This is a genomic window from uncultured Pseudoteredinibacter sp., assembly GCF_947502065.1.
Lineage (GTDB): Bacteria > Pseudomonadota > Gammaproteobacteria > Pseudomonadales > Cellvibrionaceae > Pseudoteredinibacter.
In genome coordinates this window covers 41,932-62,157 of the sequence record NZ_CANMYE010000002.1, presented here as the reverse complement: position 1 = coordinate 62,157, position 20,226 = coordinate 41,932, and the positions used below count along the sequence as shown (strand labels likewise).

Annotated in this window: 12 protein-coding genes; 6 read left to right on the top strand and 6 right to left on the bottom strand. The window is 45.3% G+C overall.

What is annotated here, in order from left to right:
* The first annotated feature begins 68 nt into the window (after window positions 1-68).
* The 3 genes from Q1A41_RS06995 to Q1A41_RS06985 all read left to right on the top strand — a co-directional run bounded on the left by Q1A41_RS06995 (window position 69) and on the right by Q1A41_RS06985 (window position 5,629).
* On the top strand, window positions 69-512 hold the full coding sequence (locus Q1A41_RS06995) for a pilin (protein ID WP_299976313.1): 444 nt from the start codon (window positions 69-71) through the stop codon (window positions 510-512).
* 101 nt (window positions 513-613) lie between these two features.
* Window positions 614-3,610, top strand: coding sequence for a spermidine synthase (locus Q1A41_RS06990; RefSeq protein WP_299976311.1), 2,997 nt, complete (start codon window positions 614-616; stop codon window positions 3,608-3,610).
* Between the two features lie 102 nt (window positions 3,611-3,712).
* Window positions 3,713-5,629, top strand: a complete 1,917-nt coding sequence (locus Q1A41_RS06985; RefSeq protein ID WP_299976308.1) for a sulfatase-like hydrolase/transferase — start codon at window positions 3,713-3,715, stop codon at window positions 5,627-5,629.
* 35 nt (window positions 5,630-5,664) lie between these two features.
* Here the strand turns inward: Q1A41_RS06985 and Q1A41_RS06980 are convergent, their stop codons facing one another.
* The 3 genes from Q1A41_RS06980 to Q1A41_RS06970 form a co-directional block, all read right to left on the bottom strand.
* Window positions 5,665-7,065 carry an L-serine ammonia-lyase gene (locus Q1A41_RS06980; protein ID WP_299976306.1) on the bottom strand — a complete coding sequence of 467 codons (1,401 nt, stop codon included), beginning with the start codon at window positions 7,063-7,065 and terminating at the stop codon, window positions 5,665-5,667.
* A gap of 83 nt (window positions 7,066-7,148) precedes the next feature.
* Window positions 7,149-8,171 carry an L-threonine 3-dehydrogenase gene (gene tdh, locus Q1A41_RS06975; protein WP_299976303.1) on the bottom strand — a complete coding sequence of 341 codons (1,023 nt, stop codon included), beginning with the start codon at window positions 8,169-8,171 and terminating at the stop codon, window positions 7,149-7,151.
* 21 nt (window positions 8,172-8,192) lie between these two features.
* On the bottom strand, window positions 8,193-9,395 hold the full coding sequence (locus Q1A41_RS06970) for a glycine C-acetyltransferase (protein WP_299976300.1): 1,203 nt from the start codon (window positions 9,393-9,395) through the stop codon (window positions 8,193-8,195).
* Between the two features lie 380 nt (window positions 9,396-9,775).
* Here Q1A41_RS06970 and Q1A41_RS06965 point away from each other — a divergent pair, with 380 nt between their 5' ends.
* Window positions 9,776-10,777, top strand: a complete 1,002-nt coding sequence (locus Q1A41_RS06965) for a DUF523 and DUF1722 domain-containing protein (protein WP_299976298.1) — start codon at window positions 9,776-9,778, stop codon at window positions 10,775-10,777.
* 24 nt (window positions 10,778-10,801) lie between these two features.
* On the opposite strand, the gene Q1A41_RS06960 is transcribed toward Q1A41_RS06965, so the two are convergent.
* Window positions 10,802-11,299 (bottom strand): winged helix-turn-helix transcriptional regulator, encoded by a 498-nt coding sequence (locus Q1A41_RS06960; RefSeq protein WP_299771805.1) that lies wholly within the window; start codon window positions 11,297-11,299, stop codon window positions 10,802-10,804.
* 209 nt (window positions 11,300-11,508) lie between these two features.
* On the opposite strand from Q1A41_RS06960, the gene putA reads away from it, so the two are divergent.
* Both putA and Q1A41_RS06950 read left to right on the top strand, forming a co-directional pair.
* A complete protein-coding gene (putA, locus tag Q1A41_RS06955) occupies window positions 11,509-15,303 on the top strand; it encodes a bifunctional proline dehydrogenase/L-glutamate gamma-semialdehyde dehydrogenase PutA (protein WP_299976295.1) in 3,795 nt (1,264 codons plus the stop codon).
* 241 nt (window positions 15,304-15,544) lie between these two features.
* Window positions 15,545-16,684, top strand: coding sequence for a M14-type cytosolic carboxypeptidase (locus Q1A41_RS06950; protein WP_299976292.1), 1,140 nt, complete (start codon window positions 15,545-15,547; stop codon window positions 16,682-16,684).
* Between the two features lie 76 nt (window positions 16,685-16,760).
* Here Q1A41_RS06950 and Q1A41_RS06945 read toward each other — a convergent pair whose 3' ends face one another.
* A complete protein-coding gene (locus Q1A41_RS06945; RefSeq protein ID WP_299976289.1) occupies window positions 16,761-18,749 on the bottom strand; it encodes a nitrate- and nitrite sensing domain-containing protein in 1,989 nt (662 codons plus the stop codon).
* Window positions 18,750-19,026: 277 nt separating this feature from the next.
* On the bottom strand, window positions 19,027-20,214 hold the full coding sequence (locus tag Q1A41_RS06940) for a pyridoxal phosphate-dependent aminotransferase (protein ID WP_299976286.1): 1,188 nt from the start codon (window positions 20,212-20,214) through the stop codon (window positions 19,027-19,029).
* Window positions 20,215-20,226 lie beyond the last annotated feature (12 nt).

Here is a 20,226-nt window from a genome sequence, read left to right as displayed (position 1 = left end):
AGGGTTATTGTGGCATAGAATTCGCTTGCAATGAGCCAATATCAAATCTAATAAGAAATGGGTGCAAAGTGACTAGTAAAGGGTTTACTTTAATTGAGTTAATGATTGTTGTCGCAATCATAGGGATTTTGGCGGCACTTGCTCTTCCCGCCTATCAAGACTACTCTTCGCGCGCGAAAGTTGCGGAACCCGTATCTATACTGCGGGCTATGAAGTCAGATATACACTCTTATGTTGGGGAGAAAGGGGCGTTTCCAACCGTTGCAGAGTTGCAGGAGTATGCTGGTGCTAAGATAACCTCAGGGCAATATACCGCAAGGGTATCCGATGGCGCCACTGGTGAATATATTGCCTTTATGAGGGGTACCGTGGGGGCGAGAATAAATGGAAAGTCGGTAAAATTGGTTTTTACAACCGACTCTAACGGTATTGTTCGGCACGATTGTGTACCAGGGGACTCGGACCCTATACCCAATGAGTATTTACCTTGGGAATGTCGAAATACGCCCTAGATGGAGCTGCATTGACAAAATTTGTCAGTGAAGGCTGCCGGAATTAGATTGCTGGTTCTGGCAAGATAATGTCATGTTTATAATTTGCTAAGTAGGAAAGTATGGCTGCTGCAAACTCCAGGTTATTGGTGTTCTTACTAATTTTCACTTTGTCCGGCTTCTCCGGTCTGATTTATCAATCAATTTGGTCGCATTATCTGAAGCTTTTGCTTGGTCACGCCTCTTATGCCCAAGTTTTGGTTCTCGGAATCTTTATGGGAGGGATGGCGATAGGCTCGATGGCTGCAGCAAAATGGGGCAAGAGCTTTAAAAATCTTATTTTGGCCTATGGCGTAGCGGAGTTATTGATCGGTCTATTTGGGTTGGGTTTCCACTCAGTTTTCATCAACGTGCAGCACTTTACTTTTAGTACATTAATTCCCGCTTTTGACTCTCCGCTTATGGTAAATAGCAGTAAGTGGGCCACAGGTGCGCTGCTCATATTACCGCAGTCGATATTGCTTGGTGCTACATTTCCATTGCTAGCGGCAGGTATAATTCGCAAGTTTCCTAACAATCCTGGTAACACTTTAGCGGCCTTGTACTTTACCAATAGTTTGGGTGCGGCAGTTGGAATCTTGTTAAATTCATTCTATATACTTCCTGCAGTTGGCCTGCCAGGTTCTATTTTGACCGCAGGTATTATCAATATTGTACTTGCTCTGATTGTGTATCTTATAAGCAAAAAAGATAGCTATGAGCAAGGTCCTACCTTGGCTGATAGTAGTGTACCTATCAATTCCATACTGCTATTAGTGGCCTGCCTTACGGGTTTTGCCTCATTTCTTTATGAAATAGCTTGGATTCGAATGCTAACAATGGTGCTAGGTGGGTCGACACATTCTTTTGAATTAATGTTGTCGGCCTTTATTTTTGGCTTAGCTATAGGTGGTTTTTGGATTCGAAAACATTTAGATTCGATGAAAGACCCAATCAAAACTCTAGCGATAGTGCAAATTTGTATGGGTTTTTTTGCAGCTGTCACGGTTCCACTTTACGGCAGTATTTTTGATCTGATGAGCTTTGGAGTTAATGCACTTGAGGCCAATGATCAGGGATATATCCTTTACCTTTCATTAAGTTTAGTTCTTTGTTTTATTGTTATGCTTCCGGCAACAATATGCGCGGGCATGACTCTTCCTATGATTAGTTATATTTTGCTAAATAAGGGGGTTAGTGATTCATCGATTGGCAAAGTATATGCGTGGAATACTATAGGCGCTATTGCGGGTGTTCTTATTGCAGCTCAATTGATTATGCCTGTGTTGGGTTTGAAAGCTGTTCTGTTGATTGGGGCTGCCGTGGATCTAATTCTGGGGCTATATCTATTGGCCAGGTTTGGTGGAAAGCTGGAAAAGCAGTGGCACTATGGATTAGTGGCTGGGCCGATAGTGCTTTTATTATTTGTTTCTACTTTGTCATTTGATATTAAGCGAATGTCCTCAGGTGTTTTTCGCTATGGTGACGTGGGCCTGTCTAGTGAAAAAAGCATTATTTTTCATGAAGATGGAAAAACGTCTACTGTAGCAGTGAGCAAAAATGGTGATTTTTACGCCTTGATAAACAATGGCAAGCCAGATGCAAGCTTGTATATAGGTGATGAGGGTGATACGTATACGGGCGATGAGCCCACAATGGTCTTGCTGGGCGCTCTTCCTTATATCTATCGGCCTCAAGCCAAGCAGATTGCAAATATTGGTATGGGATCAGGGTTGACTGCCCATACTATGTTGCTTCACCCGGAGGTTGAGCAGGTTGATACCATTGAAATCGAAGAAGAGGTCTACCATGGCGCTAAATTGTTGTCTGAAAAAGTTGGTTTAGTTTTTTCCGATCCAAGAAGTAATGTGATCTTCGATGATGCAAAAACCGCGTTTTCTTCTTCGCAAAAGAGATATGATGCTATTGTTTCAGAGCCTCCTAACCCTTGGGTAAGTGGTGTTTCAGGCCTATTCACTACGGAGTTTTATCGTAGTATGAAACAGTACTTGGTTCCAGGAGGAGTGCTGGTTCAGTGGATGCATTTCTATGAGCTGAACGATCAGCTCTTGGCCTCGGTGTCTAAAGCATTATTTGAAAATTTTGAATATGTTCATGTATATAGAGTCTCCACTGGTGATTATGCATTTGTGGCAGCAAGTGCGCCCTTGCAAGCAGATTATGCTGCACTGTTTAAATACAAAGACTTTAAAAAGCAGCTGGGTGATATAGGTGTGATTAGTGAGCAAGATTTATCTTTTAAAAGAATTGCTAATCGAAGAGCTATTGGAGCTATTATGCAGTCGTATACCATACCTGCTAACTCAGATTTTTTCCCGATTTTAGATTATGGGGCTAGTAAGTCGCGTTACAAACGAGAAAGAGCGGATAGCATGCTAATGGTTAGGCGATCCAGATTGCTTCAAGGTGTGGTCGCAAAGGAAAAACGTGAGAATTTTGAATTGTCTCCGTCAAATACGGATAGTGATGTGACGGTATATAGAAATACTCAGTTGTTCTATGCCGAGTTAAAACAGAAGTTAGAATCCCCGCGACAGAGCATGTATTTGAGTTTGGGTAATGCGGGGAAGTCTAGTTGGATGGCAGCCTTGTTGAATAGCTGTGATGAGGAATTGCTTGCTTCACATACGGAGCTGGGGAATGAGATTGTTGAAATTACTGCATGGTTGTTTAGGTTTTCGTCAGCTCAACAAATGATCCCTTTTCTAAAGGGGTTAGAATCTTGTGATTTATCTAGATTTCCTGGGCATATTAAAGCTTGGGTCAAGCTTCACCGATACTGGCTTGAGGGAGATTTCAGGGCTGTGTATAAGCTATCAAACGAAGTTATAAATGGTTTGGAGTTTACAACGCTAATGTCCAAAAAAATCTTCGGATTTAACTTGGCGGCTCAGCTGAAACTAGAGGAAAAGCTCCCTATCAGTAAGCCCATGACGCCTGAGTTGCTCGAGTTTTTGCTTACTGATGTTGAACTGCGAGCGCTAATTCAAATTTATCAATCGCAATCTGTCGCGATAAAGCAAAAAGAAAGTATCCCTGTGGCGCCGTTAGATAAGTAGTATGGCTTCTGCTTCAATCGTTTAAATAAACGGCGCCTTTGTCATTGTTAAAATGGAATGCCAAACTCGTTTTCTTCTAAGTTGGTGTATTAAGGTTGGTTTATGCCTGCTAGTTACTTGTTGTTGATTGCCCTACTGGCATTTTTATTGTCCGTTTATAGTCTTCGCTATTCAGTAGTATCAAAATTCTTTAAACGGCTTGTGGTTTTTTTTTATTCTTTGTGGTTCGTACTCTTTGTAACTCATGTGTCGTCCGATTACTTTACCGGTGAAGGTATAAATGACGCTGTAGTTTATCACCTTCGTTATGGCCTTGGTGGCGCTGGGTATTGGGAATATGTTGCTCCGGTATCGATTTTGATCTTTGCCTTTTTTCTGTTTTTTGCATTTATATATAAGATGCTCTCAGGATGCGCTAGTAGTTTTCGTGTTGCGCCTTTGCTGTCCTTTATGTCATTGCTGGCTGCTTTTTTATTTAATCCAGGCGCTTGGGATTTGGCGCGACTTAAAAGTGGCGAGCAGAATGTGGCGGCCGCCGGAGATTACCCCATATTTGTGGCTGATGGTTGGAAGATGATTGCTGGCCTATTTGGTTTGGTTGAAGTAGCTCGAGCTGATAGTGATTTTTACGATAGTTACCAAATTGCTGAACTAATTCCAAGCTCGAGCAAAGGGACCAAAAATCTAGTTTTTATTTACCTTGAGAGCCTGGAAAGAACCTACTTTAACGAGTCTCTATTTCCAGGGCTTGTTGATAATTTAAAGGAAATAGAGGGTAACTCTGTTCACTTTACTAATATTGTTCAACTTGACGGTACAGGTTGGACTATTGGGGGGATGACAGCCAGCCTCTGTGGTATTCCTCTTGTAGCTCCTTCGCACCATAATTCAATGTCTGGTATGAGTACCTTTCTTAAAGGCGCAACTTGTCTTGGTGATGTTCTGAGTAAGCAAGGGTATGAGTTGAACTACATGGCTGGAGCAAAGTTAAGTTTCGCGGGAAAGGGGAAGTTTTTTTCTGGCCATGGTTTTAATAAAGTAGAGGGTTTAGAAGAATTGGGTCCCAAGTTACTTGATGCATCTTATATTTCTACATGGGGGTTGTATGATGATACTCTGTTGGATCTTTTGTTTCAGCGCTATTTATCACTCTCTCAAACTGGAAGAAAGTTTGCCTTATTTTCATTAACGCTAGATACACATGCGCCTAGAGGGCATGCAGCAAGGAGTTGTGAGGATAAACTCTATGGCGATGGGAAAAATCAGATTTTAAATGCCGTCAAATGCACCGATCTTCTGGTTTCTCAATTTGTAGAAAAAATCGAAGCCTCTCCATATTCTGAAAACACTGTCATTGTATTAATGTCAGACCATCTGGCAATGTATAACACAGCTTACGATATCTTGGAGAGTGCGGAAAGAAGGAATTTTTTCGCGATATATGATCCTAGCAAAAAAGAAGCAAAAAAAATTGATAAGTTGGGTTCGACCTTAGATGTAGCACCTACATTGCTTCCTTTTATAGGATTTCATGGACGTTTGGGTCTAGGTAGAAACTTACTTGATAATGTTGAAGCCGAGATTAAAGTCGTGCATAGAAATCTACGTTTTTGGGATGATGATATTATGAGTTTCTGGGAATTCCCGGCTTTAGGGGGGGAGGTTTCGGTTGACTGGGAAGAGGAAAAAGCTGTTATAAATGGTCAAGTAATTCGAATTCCAGCAATGCTTGAAATAAGGCCAGACTTTAGCACAACCCTCCGGTTTTTATTCGATCAAACTGGAGGTTATCCTCGTTTTGTTGGTCATATTAACAACCTGGATCCGCAGTCAAGGTTTGTATTGTTTGATCGCTGTCGTACAATACACGATATCGACTCAAGAGCACCAACCAAAGGATTTTGCGTTCTGGCCGGAGGGAAAAGTCTACCTAATAAAATCAAGGTTATAGATAAAATTTTTGATTTTAGCGAGAGCGAGTTCCGGCAATTGATTGGCGTAGATAGTAAGCAACTATAGCTGTCAGCGGAAGTTTTCTGTGAGCTGAGCGCCAATCAACACTCAATAATATTCACCGGCACTTCCAACACATTCACAGCCAGGCCTCCTCGAGAGGTCTCCTTGTACTTCTCTTGCATGTCGCGGCCTGTGTCGCGCATGGTTTTTATCACTTTATCCAGTGATACGAAGTGTGAGCCGTCGCCTCTTAGTGCCATGCGGGCGGCGTGGATGGCTTTGATGGCGGCCATGGCATTGCGTTCGATGCAGGGGACTTGTACTAGGCCGCCGATTGGGTCGCAGGTTAGGCCTAGGTTGTGCTCCATGGCGATTTCAGCCGCATTTTCTACTTGGGCTGGGTTGCCGCCCAATACTTCTGCGAGGCCGCCGGCCGCCATTGAGCAGGCGGAGCCAACCTCGCCCTGGCAGCCTACGTCGGCGCCAGAGATGGAGGCGTTGCGTTTATAGAGGGTGCCTATAGCGGCCGAGGTCAGTAGAAAATTTTGTACGCCTTTGTCATTGGCGCCTGGGACGAAGCGGATGTAGTAATGCAATACTGCGGGAATAATGCCTGCAGCACCATTGGTGGGGGCAGTTACCATGCGGCCACCAGCGGCGTTTTCTTCGTTCACAGCGAGTGCGTAGAGTGTTACCCAGTCCAATGTGGTGAGTGGGTCGGCCAGAGAGGCTTCTGGGCGGCTCAGTAGCTGCTGCTGCATTTCGCGGGCGCGTCTTTTTACTTTCAGCCCGCCAGGTAATAATCCTTCGTGGCGTAAGCCATTGTTTACGCATTCTTGCATTACCGCCCAGATATCCATTAGGCCTTTGGCGGTTTCTGCTTCGGCGCGCCAGGTGGCTTCGTTATTCCACATAACATCTGAAATGCTGATGTTTTTGTCTTCGCATATCTTCAGCAATTGTGCGGCGGAATCAAATTTATAAGCCTCTGGGCGAGGGTCTTCGGTTACGGCGTCCGCTTGGGCGGTTTGCTCGCCGACGATAAATCCACCGCCTACTGAGTAGTAGGTTTTTTCCAGTAACAGCTCGCCGGCTTTATTGAAAGCCTGAAAGCCCATGCCGTTGGGGTGATAAGGTAGGGTTTTACGGCGATGAAGAATTAAATCATTTTTTTCGTCGAAGTCGATAATGTGCTCGCCGAGCAAGTTTAGGTACTTTTCTTCGCGGGCTTCGGCCACCATGCGGGCGATGTTATCGACATCTACATGTTCTGGGGTTTCGCCTAATAAGCCTAGAATTACCGCTTTGGCTGTGCCGTGGCCAACGCCAGTGGCGCCTAGTGAGCCATACATGTCTGAGTGGATGCGAGCCGTGGAGCTAAGTAGATCGGCTTTTTTTAAAGCATGGCAAAATTGTTTGGCGGCCCGCATTGGGCCAACAGTGTGTGAGCTAGATGGTCCAATGCCCACTTTGAATAAATCAAAAACACTGATGGCCATGATCAGTTTCCTCGGCTAAAAATTTATTTTTAAAATTTTTTATTGTTGTTGCTGTATTGTGACTGGGCCACTTTAAAAGGGCGTTACCACTTTAAAATAACTTTACCGCTCTGCCCCGACAACATAGTGTCAAAGCCTTGCTGAAAATCATCGATATCAAACTGATGGGTAATCACTGGGCTTAAATCCAATCCAGATTGCAGCAGGCAAGCCATTTTGTGCCAGGTATCGAACATTTCGCGGCCGTAAATACCTTTGATGGTAAGGCTCTTAAAAATAACTTCGTTCCAATTAATGGCCATATCATCGGGAGGAATTCCCAGCATGGCGATCTTGCCGCCGTGAATCATATTGCTCAACATGCTTTGAAAAGCGCTAGGTACGCCAGACATTTCTAAGCCAACATCAAAGCCTTCGGTCATGCCTAGATCGGCCATGGTATCTTGCAGTGATTCTTTAGCAACATTCACTACACGGCTAGCACCCATAGTCTTGGCCATGGCTAGGCGGTGATCGTTGATATCGGTTACCACCACATGGCGGGCTCCAACATGGCGAGCAATGCCAGCGGCCATAATGCCGATAGGGCCGGCGCCGGTAATTAATACATCTTCACCGGTTAGATCGAAGCTTAAAGTGGTGTGTACGGCGTTACCAAACGGGTCGAAGATAGAGGCCATTTCATCGCTGATATCTTCAGGAATCTTAAAGGCATTTTCTTCTGGCAGTGTTAGGTATTCGCCAAAAGCGCCCGGAATATTTACCCCGATACCTTGGGTGTTGGCACAGTAGTGGCGACGGCCAGCGCGACAGTTGCGGCAATGTCCGCAAGTGATATGGCCTTCACCGGAAACACGATCACCCACTTGGAAAGACTTTACGCCTTCGCCAACAGCAACCACTTCGCCAACAAACTCATGGCCAACCACCATCGGTGTTGGAATAGTTTGCTGTGACCAGCTATCCCAGTTGTAAATATGTATATCGGTACCACAGATAGCCGTTAAGCGTGTTTTGATCAAAAGATCATTGACGCCAGGTTTCGGTGCTTCTACATCGCTTAACCAAATGCCGGGTTCTGGGTGTAACTTTGAAAGTGCTTTCATTTTATATCTCTTAAACTCGGCTTAGATGATGTCTAGCTCTTTGCCCACTTCGATAAAGGCGTTAATGGCATGATCCAATTGTTCTTGGCTATGCAGGGCCGACATTTGGGTGCGGATACGTGCTTCGCCGCGCGGTACGACTGGGAATGAGAAGCCGATAACATAAACGCCCTTGCTCAAAAGCTTGTCCGCCATTTGGCCGGCAAGTTTGGCATCGCCAATCATCACCGGGATGATGGCATGATCCGCGCCAGCGAGAGTAAAGCCGGCAGCGCTCATTTTCTCACGGAAGTACTCGGCGTTTTTCCACAGCTGCTCGCGTAATTGTGGCTCTTCGCGCAAAAGCTCCAGTACTTTCAAAGATGTTGCGACAACACCAGGGGCTACTGAGTTAGAAAACAAATAGGGGCGTGAGCGTTGACGTAAAATTTCTACCACTTCTTTTTTGGCTGCTGTAAAACCACCAGATGCACCGCCCAAGGCTTTACCCAGTGTGCCAGTAATAATATCTACACGGTCCATTACATCGCAGTATTCATGGCTGCCACGGCCATTGGCGCCAACAAAGCCTACCGCGTGAGAGTCATCGACCATAACCAAGGCATTGTATTTATCGGCTAGATCGCAAAGCGATTTTAGGTCCGCAATAATGCCATCCATGGAAAACACACCATCGGTGGCAATCAATTTAAAACGAGCACCGTCTTCATCAGCTTTTTGTAATTGTGCTTCCAGTTCGCTCATATTGTTATTGGCATAACGGTAGCGCTTGGCCTTACATAGGCGTACGCCATCGATGATGCTGGCATGATTAAGCGCATCACTGATAATGGCATCTTCTGGGCCAAGAATAGATTCAAATAGACCACCATTGGCATCAAAGCAGGAAGGGTAAAGAATGGTATCTTCCATTTTAAGGAAGTTGCTCAGCTCATTTTCTAGTTGCTTGTGAATGGTTTGGGTGCCGCAAATAAAGCGCACAGAAGCTACGCCAAAACCATAATCGTCTGCGGCCTGTTGGGCGGCTTTTATTAAGCTTGGGTGGTTGGCTAAGCCTAGGTAGTTATTGGCGCAAAGGTTAATAACTTGTTGCCCAGCAACTTCGATAGAGGTGCTTTGCTGTGAGCTAATGTAACGCTCTTGTTTATACAAGCCGTCAGCCTTAATTTGCTCAATCTGGCTTTGCAGGCTGTGATAAAATTCGTTCTTGCTAGAGCTCGGCATAACACTTTCCTATCGATATCAACATTCGGCTATGTAAGTAAGACTAGTACGGTAAGACCCGTGCAGTAAAACCAGTACAGTAAGAATAGCGGCTAAAGCCCTAGTGGGGGCCATTAGGCGCAATGTTATAAGGCTGTTTGTTGGTGGGCAATCAATCTATAGTTAGAAGGCTCAATTTAGTATAAATGTCGGCTGTCGGCTGTTTTTTAGAGATTTATGCTGCATAAGATCATTGCTAAAGAAGCCAATTAAGGTAATTGCAGCGATTGGACTAGGTAACTTTGGCTTGAAATTCGAGCCAGGAATCGAAGTGGGCTTTGTGTTGGATATAAGGGTTGCGGCGTAAAGGTCGCATAAGTGCTTGTAGTTAAGGATTTAATATGGACAGTTTGGACTCTAGTATCGCAGATAGTAAGCCTGCGCTCGGAGTGAGTGCCTGTCTATTGGGTGAGTCGGTTCGCTATGATGGTGCCCATAAGCGTTCAGCATTATTGCAAGCCAGTTTATCTGGTTTGCTGTCAATGCATGGCTTTTGCCCGGAGCTCAGTGCTGGGTTTGGAGTGCCTAGGCCAACGATTGCACTCTATGAAGATGCTGGTGCTGTCGAGCTTAGGCGTAACCCTGGCCAGCAAGGGAAGTTAGATCTTAAAGAGAATCTAGCCCCTGCAATGATTCAAAGCTGTGAGGAGATCTTTCGAGCCTGCCAAAATTTAAATGGCTATATATTTATGCAGCGCTCGCCTAGCTGTGCATTGGCAAGTGCACAGCTCATTAGTGATCAACGAAGCAGTGATCAAGCTAATTCAGAGGCTCGCTATATTGATGGGGTATTTGCCGCCGAGCTAAAACGTCGCTTGCCAGCTTTGCCTGTCGTGCAAGAATGCGATTTGCACCATGGGCCAAGCTTGGATCGCTTTCTTGTTGCAGTTTATGCTCATCATCGGCTAAGCAAGATTCAACAATCTCAGTCTTTCTCCGAGCTATTGGATTTTCACAGTCGCTATAAATACACAGTGATGGCCTATAGTGTGCCGGCTTATAAGCGTTTAGGTAAGTTGTTGGCTTGTCGCAATGCAGATAATTTCTCGGCTCAGTTTGAAGAGTACCGCTTGGGGTTTATGCAAATATTTAAGCAAGAGCCTAGTCGTGGTGCGATTGTTAACGCCCTTATGCATATTATGGGTTATGTAAAACAGCAACTTAGTGCAGAACAAAGTCAGCAATTGCTAGGACAGATGCACGCTTATCGCTTGGGTGAGCAGGCATTGCAGCCTATCATTGTGGAGCTGCACAATGCTATTGAGCTTTGGGGAAGTGAGTATATTCGGCGGCAGTATTTTTGGTGCCCGCATCCGCTGAGTGAGCAGCTGCGAGCACTGTAATGCGCTCGAATTCTATTTTTCGTTTTAGTTTTTGCCGCCAATAGGCAGGCCGGCATCTTCTTTAACGCTTTCGATAACAATATAGGTATGGGTTTGAGCAACCCCAGGTAGATCAACCAGCTTGCCTAGGACATCACGATACGATTCCATATCTTTCATGCGCAGCTTTACAAGGTAATCAAAGCCGCCGGCAACCATATCGCATTCGGCCACTTGTGGCAGTGTCACCACTGCTTGCTTGAAGTTATCAAACACATCGCCTGTGGTGCGATCGAGCGTAACCTGCACATAGGCCACCATGGCTAAATCCAGCATGGTGGCATCCAGCTTGGCGCCATAGCTGCGGATATAGCCTTCAGATTCTAAGCGGCGAACACGCTCAAGGCATGGGCTGGGGCTTAAATGTACCCGGTTAGCCAGCTCTACATTGGAGATGCGGCCTTCTTTTTGAAGGGTATTAAGGATCACCAGATCGGTGCGATCAGGTTTAAAGGGCTTGTCACTCTTAATTTTACGGCTCATAGATCAATGCTCGCTTGGGGCTAAGTACATAAATCCTAAAGGATTATTTGGGCTCAGGCGTTAATCTCTTATTGTTATTAAAGTCTATAATTCCGCATACCTAATGCAGATCAAAATATTGTGCTATTTAATTGCCATTTTTGCAATCTAATTCTGATGTGTAATCTCTATAATGCCAAACATTCGAATTTCGGTAGTTTGGAGCTTTCATGCTGTACCCAGAAAATCACAATGCCCAGAGCGAATTGCGTCAAAGTATACGCAATGCTTATCGTATGGACGAAGGTCAAGTCGTAGAGGAGTTATTGGCCCAGGACCAAATTGATGCCATCTCTAGAGCTAAAATTTGGCAAAAAGCTCGCGATTTGATTTTACATATCCGTAAAGAGCAAGAAGGCAAGGGTGGCGTGGACGCACTATTGCAGGAGTTCTCGCTATCTACCGACGAAGGCATTGTCCTGATGTGTTTGGCTGAAGCGCTGTTGCGTGTGCCAGATAAAGACACCATGGATCGATTGATTCGCGATAAATTATCAGGTGGTGATTGGGATTCGCATCTTGGCAATTCAGATTCCTTGTTTGTAAATGCCTCTGCTTGGGGGCTATTGCTTACCGGCAAGATGGTTAATTACAGCGATGAAAATAATCGCCGTAATTTCGGCATTTTAAAGCAAACCATGGGTCGCGTTGGCGAGCCAGTTATTCGCCGCGCAGTTCGCTATGCCATGCAAATTATGGGCACTCAGTTTGTATTGGGTACTACCATTATTCAGGCGCTAAAACGTGCCAGCGAAGAAGAAGCCAAAGGCTATCGCTATTCTTACGATATGCTAGGTGAAGGCGCGCGTACCGATGCCGATGCTCAGCGTTATTTCCAAAGCTATATGGATGCCATTGAGTCTATTGGTAAGGCAGCCGCAAATGCTGGACCTGAAGAAAGCCCCGGCATTTCGGTAAAACTGTCGGCTATTCATCCGCGTTATGAGTTTTCTCATCGCCAGCGAGTAATGGACGAACTGGTTCCACGCTTAAAAGAATTGGCGCTTGCCGCAAAGCACTATGATATTGGTTTTACCGTTGATGCCGAAGAGGCCGACCGTTTAGATCTTTCTTTCGATATTATCGAAGCAGTTTATCTCGATGAAGACCTCGCTGGTTGGGAAGGTTTTGGCTTGGCGATTCAGGCCTATCAAAAGCGCGCTCATTTGGTGATCGATTGGATTATACAGCTGGCTCGCAAAGGTGGTCGTCGGATTATGGTTCGCCTAGTGAAAGGTGCTTACTGGGATTCGGAAATTAAGTGGAGCCAAGAAGAAGGCCTGGAAGGCTATCCGGTATTTACCCGTAAAGCATCTACAGATGTTAGCTACCAAGTTTGTGCCCAAAAATTATTAGCCGCTAGAGATTGTATTTTCCCGCAGTTCGCTACCCATAATGCCTATAGTGTTGCTAGCATTCTGGCCATGGATAGCGAGCGTAAGGGTTTTGAATTCCAACGTTTGCACGGCATGGGTGAGGCGCTTTATGAAAATATGGTGGCCGATGAAGGTATCAGTTGTCGTATTTATGCCCCCGTAGGTGAGCACGCCGATTTGCTGGCTTACTTGGTTCGCCGCCTGCTAGAAAATGGCGCTAACAGCTCTTTTGTGAACAATATTGTTGATGAATCGATTCCGGTTGAATCTTTATTGGAAGATCCTTTTGCCACAGTTGAGTCGTGGAAAAAGAAAAGCAATTCGGTAATTCCTCTGCCAGAAGATATTTTTGAAAACGAGTTTTCCTCAATAAGTGAAGATATCGTAGCCCGTAAAAACTCCGTTGGCTTTGATCTTACGGATTGTAATCACACCGAGCCTGCAAAAGCCGCTTTAACTGCTTTGCTGGACAATTGGCTGACGGTGGCTGCGAAGGCCACAGGCGATAGCGAAGTACGTAACCCGGCGAATCAAGAAGAGCTGATTGGTCATCTACAGTTTGATAGCGAGTCGGCCATTGAAGGGAAGCTTCAGCAAGTTCAGGCGTCCCAGTCGGTATGGGCGGCTCGCACGGCAGCTGAGCGTGCAGAGCTGTTGAATGCAATGGCCGATGCGCTTGAAGCCAATCGTGATGAATTTTTGGCCTTGTGTGTAAAAGAGGCGGGTAAATCGATTCCTGATGCAATTGCAGAAATTCGTGAGGCTGTAGATTTTTGCCGATACTACGCTCGCCAAGCGGAAACTTTATTTAATGAAAATAAAGTACAAGCACGCGGTGTTGTGCTTTGTATTAGCCCTTGGAATTTTCCATTGGCCATTTTCCTAGGTCAGATTGCCGCGGCTTTGGTTACCGGTAATACGGTTTTAGCTAAGCCTGCTGAGCAAACCAGTTTGGTGGCACTGCGCTGTGTCGAACTGTGGCGTGAGCAGGGCTTGCCTGCCGATGTGTTGCAGCTAATTATTGGCCCAGGTAAGCCTGTAGGTGAAAAGCTAGTGCCTGATCAGCGCATTGCGGCGGTCATGTTTACGGGTTCAACCGCTACCGGCCAGTGGATCAATCGAACTTTGGCCGCGCGTGAAGAAAACTCGGCGCCCTTGGTGGCCGAAACAGGCGGTCAAAATGCCATGATTGTAGATTCAACTGCACTGCCAGAGCAGGTGGTTGATGATGTTATGTCTTCAGGTTTTCAATCGGCGGGTCAGCGTTGTTCGGCTTTACGCGTGCTATTTTTGCAAGAAGACATTGCCGATAAAGTCATCACCATGATTAAAGGTGCCATGGCAGAGTTGCATGTTGGTGATCCGCAGTGGTTAAGTACCGATGTGGGCCCCGTTATCGATCAAGCTGCGCTATCGCGTTTGCAAGCGCATCAGCAACGCCTAGCGGAGTTATCCGATAAAAAAGCGCGCTTACATTATGCCTGTGCTATCGATAGTAATTTGCCACAGGGCAATTATTTTGCGCCGCATTTGTACGAGCTGCAAAGTTTAGATTTATTACACGAAGAGGTTTTCGGCCCAGTAGTGCATGTGGTGCGCTTTAAAGGCAGTGAGCTGGATGATGTTATCGCGCAAATTAACCGTGCTGGCTTTGGCTTAACCTTAGGTGTGCATAGTCGTATTCAGGCCGTTTGCGATAAGGTTGCGATGCAAGCCAAAGTGGGCAATGTTTACATTAATCGCAATATTATTGGTGCGGTTGTCGGTGTGCAGCCCTTTGGTGGTCGTGGCTTGTCAGGTACTGGCCCTAAAGCTGGAGGCCCTGCTTATTTGCAGGCGCTGGTGAAGAGTATGGAGAATGCCAGTGACTCTGTAGCAAACACTATCCAGTTGCAATTGCCAGAACCAAAACGCGACGCGGTGGTAGATCGCTTAATAGCTAAGGTTTCATTCGCACAAGCTCGTTGGAACGCGATTGGTTTTGATGGGCGCTTGAATCAGTTACGCAGGCTACTTGCCAATATGGCGGGTTTGGACAGCTTCCCGAATCTTGAGGCAATGCTACACAGCAGCCAGGATAGCTTGCAGGCTATGGATGATCGCTTCTCAAGAATTAAAGAATTGCCTGGTCCAACCGGTGAAAGCAATTTGTTAGGGCACGATGCTCGAGGCGTTTTGTTGGCGCTAAAAGAGAAGGGGCAGAGCTACTGTGATTTCTTTGCGCCACTTATTTCGGCGTTATTGGCCGGTAACGCCTTATTGGTTCACCTGCAAGACGGTGATCAAGCGCTGTTCCAGCACCTGCAAGCGTTTGCCAAAGAAGCGGATATGCCTAGTGATCTTATCTTCGCAATTAATGACAGTGAACTGGCAGCAGCTTTGGCTAGCCCAGAGTTGGCGGCTGTTTTAGTACCGGCGTTTAGCTCTGAGTTGCAAGCTGTATTAGCACAGCGTGAAGGCGCTATTTTGACTCAGTTGCAAGCCAGTGCGGCATTTTTTGAACAGCGTTTGTTTATCGAAAAAACCATTACTACCGATACAACCGCTGCTGGTGGTAATGCCTCTTTAATGTCGATCTCTGAAGACTAAGAGCGAACAAATCTCCCGCAACGGCTGTAAAGCCGAAGCATCTTTCGCCCAACTCGTGGAATAAGCGCTGAGTTGGGCTTTTTTTATGTTTAAAAATTTGCTTAACTGTGCGGCTATTTTATGGCGCTTCTTTATGGTTTCTAAAGAGCTGCTAGATACATTAGGCGTCATTAATAAGAACGCCATCTTTTGCATGCCAAGGATGTAATCCTTGCGTGTTGATAAATAAAGTGAGATTCCTATGAGTACAACTGTTTCAATCGCCAGCGACTTTGATGGTGGCAATATTGTCGTAAAAGATGCCACTAATCCTGAGCAGATTAGCTTAGAGATTCGCCGTGATATAGCGGCTGATTACTTCCAGTGGTTTTATTTTTCGGTATCAAATTGTGCCAATCAAACGATGGGCTTTAGTCTTGATAATGCTAGCAAGGCTTCCTATGCTGATGCGTGGGAGAATTATAACGTTGTTGCTTCATATGATCGTGAAAACTGGTTCCGTGTCCCGGCTCAATACCAGGATGGCCAGTTGAAATGGCAACATCAGTCAGAGCAGGGTAAAGTTTATTACTCTTATTTTGCACCGTATGACAAGGCTCGCCACCAGCAACTGTTAACAACCATTAATAGCCATAAGCGCTGTGAGCAAATCGATCAATGTCAGACGGTCGATGGCCACAGTGTTGAGTTGTTTAAGTTTGCGAGCTCTGCAGAAAATACTACAAAACGTAATTTGTGGTTAATCGCCCGTCAACACCCAGGTGAAACCATGGCGGAATGGTTTATGGAGGGCTTGCTAGAAAAGCTATTCGCCATGCCTGATAGCGAAGCTTTGTTAATGGGCGCTGATATCTATTTTGTGGTAAATATGAACCCCGATGGTTCATGGGCGGGTAATCTTCGTACCAATGGCGCTGGCACCGATCTTAACCGTGCTTGGCAAGACCCTAGTGCTGAAGCTAGCCCGGAAGTGCTTATGGTGCGCAATGCCATGGACAGAATTGGCGTGGATATGTTCCTAGATATTCATGGTGATGAAGAGTTGCCCTATGTGTTCACCGCAGGTTGTGAAGGCAATCCTGCTTATTCCCTGCGCCTGCAAGAGTTAGAAGAGCGATTCCGTCGTCGCTATCAAGAAATTAATCCAGATTTTCAATCTGTCTATGGTTATGACAAAGATGAGCCTGGTAAGGCAGATTTACGTATCGCCTGTAATCAGGTGGGGCAGCGTTTTGATTGTTTGTCTTTCACCATAGAAATGCCGTTTAAAGATAATGCCAACATTCCTGATGAAAAAGAGGGTTGGTCACCAGAACGATCAAGAGTATTAGGGGTTTCTACTTTGGAATTGATGGCCGAATTACTTCCAGATTTAAGGTAGCTCGACCCATCTTTTTACTTGCCCTAGGGTTAAGATTCGCGGCGAATAGCGTTTAACGCTATTCGCCGTTTTTGTTCTATACCTGAAACTGTTTAACGTTTTCAGATAGATTCCTTGATAGATCGCTGACTTCATCGGTGGCGGTGTTCAATGACTTTAAGCTAGTGCTGGTTTTATTGTACTGTTCTTGAATGAATTGAACGTTTTTGTTGATGTCTTCGACAGCAATAGATTGCTCTTCAGTCGCCGTTGCGATTTGAATGTTCATTTTGTTCAAGTTTGAAATTTGCTGGATAACAATACCGATGTTTTCGCTGCTATCGTTTAGGCTTTTTGCCGTATTTTCGGCAAGCTCCAAACTGCTGCTGATGGCACTTACGGCTTTGGAACTGCCTTGTTGAAGTTTTTCGATATTGTCTTGAATCTGTCCGGTAGATTCCTGGGTTTTAGAGGCGAGCGAGCGCACTTCATCCGCCACTACTGCAAAGCCCCGACCTTGTTCTCCAGCTCTCGCGGCTTCAATTGCTGCGTTTAGAGCCAGTAGGTTGGTCTGTTCAGCAACACCTCGAATGACGTCCAGGATTGAGCCTATCTCGCTGCTATCTTCTGCTAACGATTGAATGACTTGATTGGTACTGCTCAGTTCATTGCTTAATTGCTTCATTTCACTGAGCACAGCTTGCAGCATTTGATTGCCAGATTCAGCGGAGGAATTGGCTTCCTCAGACTGAGAAGCTGCTTGGGAACAGTTTTGAGCGACTTCTTGTACGGTAGAACCCATCTGGTTCATTGCTACGGCGGCCATCTGAGTTTGACCCAGTCCAGAATTAACTTGTTCGTTTACCGCCTCTGAAATATTTTCTAATGTGCTTACTGTTTTGTTTAGTGAGCTATCGGCTTCTTTGGTGTTGTGAATGAGTGTGCGCATCTGTGCCACCATGGCATTGAATGAATCCGCCAGTTGGCCAAGGTCATCATCGCTATTGCTTTGGGCGTGGGCCTTTAGGTTAGATTTTTCGCCAAGCTGATACATAGCTGAAGAGATGGTTTTTAGTTGTTCGGTAATTCCTTTTACGGTATAGCTACAAAGCAAAACCGCTATGGTAATACCCGCAATAGCGACAACTAAAATAGTGTAGAAAGCTGATTGGCTGGAATCTTTCTTGTCACTCATCATCTTCTGGAAGTCGGCCTCTATCGCCAATTCCGCCTTTTTAAGAAGGTTTATTCTTTGGGAGGCCATATCAAACCAATCTGAAGCTTCTACCGAATTGTCTGCACGCCCTTCCGAAACGGCATCTCTGACATTCTGTATATTTTGCCAGAGTTGTGCATCGCGGTGCTTTTCTGAATTCCTAAGTAAGGCTTCACTGGCAAGACTCCTAAAAAGTTCCATAAACTTCTCTTGTTCAATGCCTAGTGTGGTGGCTTTCTTTCGCAACGAACTTTGCTCGCCACCTGAAGAGAGGATTGATGCGATTACGGCACGTTCAATTCCGGCTCTTTCCTTGGCTTGCAAAAAGTACACGTAAGCGGTAGCGGATCTCGATAGGTCTGGGTCATTGAGTTCTAGACTAAGTTGAGTATTTAGATCTAATAGGTTTTTGTTTTTCTCTGTGAATTTTCCCAGGGCCTCATTGATGGGGATGTTTATAGCATCGATTTTTTTGCGGATCTCTGACAGATCGCTCAGCTGCTGATTAATGGACTGCCCAAGTTTTTTCTGTTCAGGGCTGCTTAGCGTATAACTTAACTCGCTGTAACTCTTTCGATAAGCACTCAGAAGTTTGTCGGTATCTTTACGCTGTTCTTTGATTTTGTCGGCAAAGCGAGCACCTTGACTACTTAGAAAGATAGCTGTCATACCACGTTCTTTCTGGATTTCGTGCACCAGTTGATTGGCATTCATAGCTAATATACTTAGGTCTCGGCTCTTACTCATTTGATCGGAGCTTTCTTTTAGGAGTAGTAATTTGCTACCAATAAAAAAGAGGGCGAGTAATAAAGGTGCTAAGACAATCAGTAGTAGTTTGTATCGAATGGCTAAGTTTTTGAACTGAAACACAAGTCTCTCCTGCATAGTGATTTCTTAGGCAACTACGCTTTAAAGCCGCATGACAGCGAACAAAAAAGATACCTGTATATTAGAATCTAGTACTTTATGGAGATGAGTGGTAATAATTGATGATTAATCGATGAATGGCGATCGTTACTGAAATGTTCTATGGGGTGAGAATAAGCGCTTGTATTCCAAATGTTGGATATCTAGATAGATGGTAGGAGTTTTCTTTAGAGCGAGATTAGGGCCTTATACGGCCCAGTTCATTTTGCTAAGGAAGTCTTTAGCTTGTTAAGGCTTTAGCATAACGTTCGATTCGATCAAACGCTGGTTTAAGCACATTAATTGGCTGAGCAAGGGAAACTCGAACATAGTTTGTGGTGCTTTGACCAAAACCGATGCCGGGCAACACCGATACTTTTTCTTTCTTTAATAGGTCCTCGGCAAAGCGCAAGCCGTTTTCAGCTAGGTCGTCGACCTTGATCATAACAAACATGCCTGCTTTAGGAGTTTGGCAAGAAATTCCAGGGATGCTATTTACGCGCTCGCAAACGTAGTTGCGTCGTTGGCGATATTCTTCTCGCACACCTTGGATATACTCCTCATCATTGCTTAGTGCAAAGGCGGCTGCGTCTTGCACAAACTGGCAACATCCAAAGATTGTGGACGAAGTGAAATCCAATAAGCGTTTCGAAAACTCTGTGCTGGCCACGGTCCAGCCTAGGCGCCAGCCGGTCATGGCGTGGGATTTGGATAAGCCATCGATAATAACAACGTTGTCCAAACTTGCCGCAGCTTTACGCAGTGAGGTGTGAGTTTCATCGAAGGTGATCATCGAGTAAACCTCATCGCAAACCAGCCATAAATTATTCTCTAAACAAAATTCGGCAAGTTCACGAAGTTGGCTCTCGCTGATCATATTGCCCGCTGGGTTACCGGGTGTATTAATAAAGACCACTCGAGTCTTATCGGTAACCGCTGCTTTAACACGCTCTACATCAAGCTCAAAGTGGTTCTCTACATCCAGCTCTACGGGTACCACATTGACATTCAGTGCTTTGAAAATCCCTTCGTAGCCAACATACATAGGCTCGGCCACAATAATATCTTCGCCGTCATTTAATAGGCAGGCCATAACGGAATAAATAGCGTTTGTCGCACCTGGGAAAATGACTACATTACTAGGATCACAATGTTTGCCAGAGGCTTTAATTTCGATATCAGAAATAATTTGACGCAAATGTTTCTCGCCCATTCCCGGCGCATAATGGGTGCGGCCTTTTTCTAAGCTATCAATGGTCGCTCGAATCGTGGACGGGAGAGTGGCAAGATCAGGGTCACCGACCGATAGCAAATAAACATCTTCGCCATTAGCGAATTGTTCGCAAGCTTGATCGTGTACGGCCCAAACACCGGAGGATTCTTCGATCAAGCGCTGTGATAGTTGGCTGATACGGGCATTGAAAGTCATAATGATGGGCTC